Genomic DNA, 1346 nt, shown 5'->3' on the forward strand with positions numbered 1-1346 from the left:
TTATAATTAATCCATATCTATATCAATTGTTTGACGTTAGTAAAAAGAGGGTCAAATATAGATCAAGAGATTTGACAGAGTATATCTGTCATGAAGGAATACCCGTCAATCAGGATGATTTTGATAATTGTGCTAGGTCATTAGGTTATCGATCTTACGGTTATAGAATACATGATGGATATACATTTGCAGGTGAGATTGATGGTGAAGCAGATTTACCATTACCGAGAAATAGGGATTTTTGGTAAGTAATCATTTACAGTATTAATCAAGCTCCCTGCATTCTAGGGTTATTTTAAAGCTTTAGATTTAATTTTGACATACTAGCGATTTTTTGACTATCTTTTTGACCATACTTTGTAGATTTAGTGGGACTATATCAGAGTTTTTCATTGATCAGAAAATCCTAGAAATCCCATTTCAATCAGCAACAGGTACTACTAAGCATCTAATTTACCAACACATTAAAATAATCACTTTTGATTATTCCAACAGAGATCTGTTTTCAGATCTCTGTTTTTTTTGTGTACCTTTTAAACAAAAAAAACCGAGCAACTAATTCTTGCTCGGATAATAATAATTATTTTTATTGCAAAACTTCAATCATGACATCGGTTTGATCCTCAGGAACATTTCCAGCGTAATTCGGTGTTGCTAAAGACAGGCCACCTTGTTTATTGTGGAACAAGTATAAATCTCCAGATTGATTATTTGAATTTATGGCACCAGAAATTTGTTCGCCAACAGTGAGTGTAGTACTTACTTTAACCGTTCGGATCTCATCCGTGTTAGCTGAAAAGACACGAATGGTTTTGGCAGGCAGATTTTGCATCGTGAGAGTATAAATAGCTTCACTGTGAGTATCAGCATTAAAGGTAATTTGATTAGTATTTGTATTAATATTTATCGAGTCGGGTACATTCATACCGTTGAAATAGAAAGTTGCGTAACCGCCAAATTCATTACTTGATACGGTATCAGCTGTTTGTTGCGCAGTCGGAGCTGTTGTCTCAGTAGAAGAATGATTGGTTGAAACATCAGACGAAGATGATGTCTGAGGAGCACTTGACGAATTTTGGCTGGGATTTGCTGAACTTTCTGTGGTGATTGATTTACTTGTTGATGTGTCTGGTGAATCGTTTGACGATTCTTGATTACATCCAGCTAATAAGAAAGATGCAACTAAACATAGCATAAAAATTTTTTTCAAAGACAATCCCCCCTTCGTAATAGATTATAGCAAAAAAACAATCATTTGTAATCGTTTGCACAAAGTTGCTAAAAGTCATACGATAAAATGATTTTGTCTGAACGCTAGCTTTTATTCGTGAGCAATATCTTTGTAT

At 34.3% G+C, this 1346-nt stretch carries 2 protein-coding genes; one reads left to right on the forward strand and one right to left on the reverse strand.

All coding sequences use genetic code 11. The features are described 5' to 3' along the window. A partial coding sequence (locus A5875_RS23960) for a hypothetical protein (protein WP_217809338.1) occupies positions 1 to 248 on the forward strand: 248 nt, incomplete at its 5' end. 338 nt (positions 249 to 586) lie between these two features. Here the strand turns inward: A5875_RS23960 and A5875_RS02085 are convergent. Beyond that, positions 587 to 1210: a hypothetical protein gene (locus A5875_RS02085; RefSeq protein ID WP_088932077.1), complete on the reverse strand. Its 624-nt coding sequence runs from the start codon at positions 1208 to 1210 to the stop codon at positions 587 to 589. Positions 1211 to 1346 lie beyond the last annotated feature (136 nt).

Origin of the sequence: Enterococcus sp. 3H8_DIV0648 (genome assembly GCF_002140655.1) — a bacterium.
In the GTDB taxonomy this organism is placed as follows: Bacteria; Bacillota; Bacilli; order Lactobacillales; family Enterococcaceae; genus Enterococcus_A; species Enterococcus_A hulanensis.